Origin of the sequence: Corallococcus llansteffanensis (assembly GCF_003612055.1) — a bacterium.
In the GTDB taxonomy this organism is placed as follows: Bacteria; Myxococcota; Myxococcia; order Myxococcales; family Myxococcaceae; genus Corallococcus; species Corallococcus llansteffanensis.
In genome coordinates, this window is the sequence record NZ_RAWB01000642.1 from 1 (window position 1) to 5,267 (window position 5,267).

7 protein-coding genes are annotated in these 5,267 nt (G+C 70.9%); 3 read left to right on the forward strand and 4 right to left on the reverse strand.

Going from position 1 to position 5,267, the window contains the following annotated elements:
* The 3 genes from D7V93_RS37125 to D7V93_RS37135 all read right to left on the reverse strand — a co-directional run.
* A partial coding sequence (locus D7V93_RS37125; protein ID WP_372338395.1) for a hypothetical protein occupies positions 1-291 on the reverse strand: 291 nt, incomplete at its 3' end.
* Between the two features lie 25 nt (positions 292-316).
* Positions 317-1,384, reverse strand: coding sequence for a hypothetical protein (locus D7V93_RS37130; RefSeq protein ID WP_120647845.1), 1,068 nt, complete (start codon positions 1,382-1,384; stop codon positions 317-319).
* A gap of 257 nt (positions 1,385-1,641) precedes the next feature.
* On the reverse strand, positions 1,642-1,911 hold the full coding sequence (locus tag D7V93_RS37135) for a GlsB/YeaQ/YmgE family stress response membrane protein (RefSeq protein ID WP_120647846.1): 270 nt from the start codon (positions 1,909-1,911) through the stop codon (positions 1,642-1,644).
* A 201-nt stretch (positions 1,912-2,112) separates the two neighbouring features.
* On the opposite strand from D7V93_RS37135, the gene D7V93_RS37140 reads away from it, so the two are divergent.
* The gene (locus D7V93_RS37140; protein WP_158623947.1) at positions 2,113-2,994 is read left to right on the forward strand and encodes a cupin-like domain-containing protein; all 882 of its coding nucleotides are present in this window, start codon (positions 2,113-2,115) and stop codon (positions 2,992-2,994) included.
* Positions 2,995-3,015: 21 nt separating this feature from the next.
* Here the strand turns inward: D7V93_RS37140 and D7V93_RS37145 are convergent, their stop codons facing one another.
* The gene (locus tag D7V93_RS37145; RefSeq protein WP_120647848.1) at positions 3,016-3,981 is read right to left on the reverse strand and encodes a hypothetical protein; all 966 of its coding nucleotides are present in this window, start codon (positions 3,979-3,981) and stop codon (positions 3,016-3,018) included.
* A 126-nt stretch (positions 3,982-4,107) separates the two neighbouring features.
* Here D7V93_RS37145 and D7V93_RS37150 point away from each other — a divergent pair, with 126 nt between their 5' ends.
* Both D7V93_RS37150 and D7V93_RS37155 read left to right on the forward strand, forming a co-directional pair.
* On the forward strand, positions 4,108-4,473 hold the full coding sequence (locus D7V93_RS37150) for a group I truncated hemoglobin (protein WP_120647849.1): 366 nt from the start codon (positions 4,108-4,110) through the stop codon (positions 4,471-4,473).
* 20 nt (positions 4,474-4,493) lie between these two features.
* The coding region (locus D7V93_RS37155) for a 2Fe-2S iron-sulfur cluster-binding protein (RefSeq protein ID WP_120647850.1) at positions 4,494-5,267 on the forward strand (774 nt) is incomplete at its 3' end.

Below are 5,267 nucleotides of genomic sequence, written 5' to 3' on the forward strand. Positions count from 1 at the left end.
GCCGCGCTGGGTGCTGGGCGCCATCCCGTCCTGCTGCGGGGAGCCCTTCGCGTTGGTGCGCTCGCCTTCCGCGGATCGGGCCGACGTGCCTTCCCCGGCGGAGGGCTGCGACGCGCCCCCCTTCGCGGAGGCGCCCTTCGTGGCGCCGCCCTTGGCGGGGGCACCCTTCGCGGTCGCCTTGCCGGGAGTCTTCGCCTCTCCGGGCTTCGCCTTCTCTCGCGCTGCCTCCTCCCTGGGACCGCGGACGGGCTGTCCGGGTCGGGGGATGTTGGGAGGAAGGCGGACGCTCATGGGAAGGGGCCTCTTGAGGGGGGAGTCAGGCCAGGTTCTTCATGTGGACGACGAGGTTGCTGTCGCTGCTGCCCAGCGTGCTCGCGTCGTCGGTGGGGATGACATAGCCCTGATCCGCGCCGACGTGCTTGCGGAAGAAGTCTACCACCTCCGGATCCTGCACGTTGGCGGTGGTGCTCTTCTTGATGCCGTACGCCTGGCCGTCCGCCCCCTTCGCCTTGACGGAGTCGGGCGCGGAGGCCAGCAGGTTGTCGGTCGTGCCCGACAGGCGGCCGCCGCCCACCGGCTGCATCGTCATGGCCGCGTTGTGGCCCTCGATGTAGCTGACGTCGTAGTACGTCTGCCCCATCCCGCCGTTGAACTTCACTTCACCGAGCGTCGCGTTCTTGCCATCGCCGGACGCGCTGCGGAAGTTGCCGGACCAGCCGTCCGGGAACTGCACCGTCCGGCTCTCGCCGGGCTTGAGCGTGACGGGGTCCACGGCCTTCTCCCCCGCGTTGGGCGTGAAGTTCACCGTCATCGGCGTGGTGCCGTCGTTGTTCAGGGTGAGGGTGTTCTTGCCCTTCACCGCGCCCTGGGGCTGGGACGCGCCCTGCGCCTTCGCGACGGGCGGCTCGTCCTGCGGGGGCGTCGTGTTGCGCGCCTGCTGCGGGAGGTTCGCCGGGCCGGCGTCGACCGCGGCGTTCTGCCGCGGGGGGAGCTGGGGCGCACCCGCCTGCTCGGCGCCGTCGGCGAACTGCTCCTCGCCGCCCAGGTCCGGCACGCCGCCGTCCTGCACGCCCGCGCTCGGATCCAGGCCCGCGACGCCGCCCTGCTGCGCACCGCCGACACCCTCGCCGCCCAGGAGCTTCGCCAGCTCGCCCAGCACCTGCATCGCCAGCATCTGCCCCAGCTTCTCCATGCCGCCCTTGCCCGTGCCCGCCACCGAATCAAAGCCGTCCTGCTGCAGCAGCCCCTGCAGAGAAGGGACCTTCGCCGCGTCCGCCGTCACCGGCGAGGGCCGCATGAGCGGGGAGGGAGGACGCTCGGTGGCCGTGGTGCGCGAGAGGGAGGGGCTGGGAACGGACGACTTGGACAGGGGAGAGAGCGCCATGGCGGTGTTCCTCGAAGGGGGACGGCTTGCGGCTGATGTGTGGGGGTAGAGCAGGAGCCATGCCACGGCCCACACGTCCCGCACGGCGTGACAACCCCCTGGGATTGCTCGCGCAGCGCGGGCCGAAGGAGCCCGGCGGGAGGGCCCTCCTGATGACGGCTGTCCGCCGGCTGATGTCTGGCGTCATCAGGCGCGGCAAAAGAAAACGGCCCCCCTCCGCATAGGAGGGGGGCCGTCTCACTTCAGTGCCGCACGCGTCAGGCTCTTCGTACGGTCGCGGAGCGAATCACCCGCAGTATCAACAGCAGCGCCACCGCCCCGATGAACGCCACGAAGATGGTGCCCGCGAGCCCGCCGAACGGAGCCCCCGTGCCGAGCGCCCGGAAGATGAAGCCACCCAGGAACGCGCCGACCACGCCCACCACGATGTCGCCCACGACGCCATAGCCGCCGCCGACCACCGCGGACGCGAGCCACCCCGCGATGAGGCCGATGACTGCCCACAACAGGATTGCTTCCAATGCCATGTCGTTCCTCCTGTTCCTCAAGCTGCTGGGAACAACATGGGCACGACCCCGCGTGCGCGCTCCCCCCTCCCCCAGGTCGGAGCTTTTTTTGGGGAAGAACCCCGGAATTCCGGGCACTTGACCGTTCTCCAGCCCACAGTCACGCTGTCTCTCAGCCGCTTCGAAGCGCGCGGTACGCGGTGCTCGCGGCTGGAGACTGGTGTGTCACCCAAGCGCATCTTCGAGTCCGTAGGCCCTTCCTCCCTGGAGTTCGACCGGCGGTCCTTCCGGTGCCGGCACACGCTGCTGGGGCACCCCGCGCTGGAGCTGGAGAACCTGGCCGGCGTGGTGCAGCGGCTGCCCGAGGACAACGTGTTCTTCAGCTCCGGGCTGTTGCCCAAGGACGCGGACTTCGACCGCGCGCACGTGGACTACCGCACCGGGCTGTCGCTCAAGGACACCGTGGAGAACATGATGACGAGCAACTCGTACATCATGCTCCGCGCCCCGGAGCAGGACCCCAGCTTCCACGACCTGTTCCGCCTGCTGCTCGCGGAGGTGGAGGGCCTGATGCGCGCGCAGGGCGTGGGCACCACCGCCGTGGATCCGATGCTCTACCTGTTCATCGCGTCCCCCGGCAGCGTCACGCCCTTCCACCTGGACCGGTACTCCACGCTGCTGATGCAATTCCGTGGCACCAAGGAGGTGCACATCTCCCCGGCGTGGGATGAGCAGGTGGTGCCCGCGGCCGACCTGGAGTCCTTCGTGGCGCGCTCCGGCTCGAAGGTGAACTACCGGGAGACCTTCGACACGACGGCGATACGCTACGCGTTCGGCCCCGGGGACGCGCTGCACATCCCGTTCGTGGCGCCGCACTACGTGAAGAACGGCAACGACGACGTCTCCGTGTCGCTGTCCATCATCTTCAACACCCGCGAGACGGCCCGCCACCTGCGCGCGCTGCGCACCAACCACCTCCTGCGCTCGCGGCTGGGACCGCTGGGCTACCGGCCCACGCCGGTGAACCGCTTCCTGCCGTTGGACCATGTGAAGAGCAACGTGGAGCGCGTGGTGCGCCGGGCGAGCCGCTTCCTGCCCGCCTGAGTCCCGCCCCGGTGTCCCGGCTCAGCGGGGCCACGGCGGCGAGGGGTTCGACGGGGAGGGTTCGAACGTCCACTCACACGGCGGGATTCGCGGCGGCTCCGTCAGGCGCCACGAGTCGAAGTCCGGAGGCTTGCCGACCGACAGGAAGGCTCCGGCGCTGGGGGGGCCGAGGTCGTCTCCCACGACGTACTGCACGAAGCCATCGCGGTACCGGCGAAACAGGGCGACGCCATGGCTGTCGACCCCGGGGCCCATGGGCTCCAGGGGCGCGCCGTCCACGTCGTAGAGCCGGGGCGAGCTCGGGGGGCAACACCCATGGTGGTCCGGGCGCGAGCAGACCCGGGGTGCCTCGCCGCTGACGAGGACGGCCATGGCGTCGACGCTGACGACGGTTCCTTCGGGCAGCGCCAGGGCCCGCGCCACCGACATGGGGCGGGTGGAGTCCTGGGTCGGCTCCTGCGACCACGAAGGCAGGGGCTTCCTGGGGATGCGCCGCGAGACCCCCGGGATGGGGCCTCCCACGCGGATGCGCTCGGGCGCACCGCCGAGTCGCTCCACCTGGAACCGGTCCAGGTCCCGCGCGGAGCCGGGCAGGTCGTCATCGTCAGGGCAGGTGCTGGTGCAGGCATCCCAGCCCTCGTTGCCCACGGCCCGCCCGTGCTCGTCCCAGACGAAGCCCCCGGTGAAGCGCCTCTGGGTGGGCAGCCAGCGGATCATCGCGCCGGAGGGGATGCCGTCCATCGCCGGGATGATGGCGGAGAGGACCGAGACCTTGTCCCCGGCCCCTCGGGATACCCACACCGGAGTCCCGTCCCCAAGCTGCGCGGGAACGACGGAGCCCGGGGGCGGCAGCTCCAGCACCACGGACTGCTCCAGGCGCGGCAGCGAGAGGTCCTCTCGCGGAACGGCCTTCACCCGCCAGGCAGGCTTCCCGCAGCCGGCCACGAGGAGCAGGGCCAGGAGGGCGAACCGGACGCGGTCGTGCATGGCTTCAGCTTACCCCGCGCAGCAAGCGTGCCCCCACCGCCAGGACCCTGCGCATTGACGGGCAGGGTTTTAAGATGCATCCTGAATGCATCTTAAGGGCCCGGTGGCCGGGCGAGGGAGACAGGCATGTCGAGCGTGTACGAGCAGATTGGCGGGGAGCCGGCGATGGCGGCGGCGGTGGAGCTCTTCTACCGGAAGGTGCTGGGGGACGAGCGCATCAGCCACTTCTTCGAGGACGTGGACATGGAGCGCCAGGCCGCGAAGCAGAAGGCGTTCCTCACGTTGGTGACCGGGGGCCCCGCCAGCTACTCGGGCAAGGACATGCGGGTGGGCCACAAGCACCTGGTCCAGCGCGGGTTGAACGACACGCACTTCAACGCCGTGGCGGGGCACCTGAAGGAGACGCTGGAGGAGCTGGGCGTGCCGGCGGAGCTGGTGGGGAAGGTGATGGCGGTCGCGGAGGGCGCGCGGGCGGACGTGCTCAACCGCTAGTCGGAAAAAGGGGACACGTCATGGCGAAGGTGAAGCATGAAGCGGCGTGGTACCCGCTGGAGTCCGGCGAGACGGTGCTGGACGGACTGCTGCGGCAGGGTGTGAACGTGTCCCACTCCTGCAGGGCGGGGGCCTGTCAGTCCTGCCTGATGCGGGCGGTGGAGGGCAACGTGCCCGCGGCCGCGCAGGTCGGGCTCAAGGACACGCTCCGGGCGCGCAACTACTTCCTCGCGTGCGCATGCCGGCTGCCGGACGGCGAGGCGCTGGAGGTCGCGGGGGTGTGGGAGCTTCGCATGCCCGCGCGCATCGTCTCGCTGACGCCGCTCTCCGGGGACGTGCTCTCGGTGCGCCTGGAGACGGAAGGCGCCCTGGACTACCGCGCGGGGCAGTACGTCACGCTCCTGCGCGCGGACGGCCTGGCGCGCAGCTACTCCCTGGCGAGCCTGCCCCGGGAGCGCACCCTGGAGCTGCACGTGCGGCTCATCCCCGGCGGCGCCATGAGCGGCTGGCTCGCCACGGAGGCGAAGCCCGGCGAGCGCGTGGAGGTGCAGGGCCCCGCGGGCGATTGCTTCTACGTTCCCGGGCAGCCGGAGGCCCCGCTGCTGCTGGCGGGCACGGGCACGGGGCTCGCGCCCCTGTATGGGATTGTCCGTGACGCGCTGGAGGCGGGACACACCGGCCCCATCCTCCTGTTCCACGGCGCCCGGGAACCGGGTGGGCTGTACGCGGTGGACGCGCTGCGCGAACTGGCGGCGCGCCATCCGAACCTCCGCTACCGGCCGTGCGTGCTGAGC

Bases quoted from the DNA above. Each gene is read 5' to 3' on its own strand.
- D7V93_RS37130 (WP_120647845.1), bottom strand. From the start codon at position 1,384: ATGGCGCTCTCTCCCCTGTCCAAGTCGTCCGTTCCCAGCCCCTCCCTC.
- D7V93_RS37135 (WP_120647846.1), bottom strand. From the start codon at position 1,911: ATGGCATTGGAAGCAATCCTGTTGTGGGCAGTCATCGGCCTCATCGCG.
- D7V93_RS37145 (WP_120647848.1), bottom strand. From the start codon at position 3,981: ATGCACGACCGCGTCCGGTTCGCCCTCCTGGCCCTGCTCCTCGTGGCC.
- D7V93_RS37150 (WP_120647849.1), top strand. From the start codon at position 4,108: ATGTCGAGCGTGTACGAGCAGATTGGCGGGGAGCCGGCGATGGCGGCG.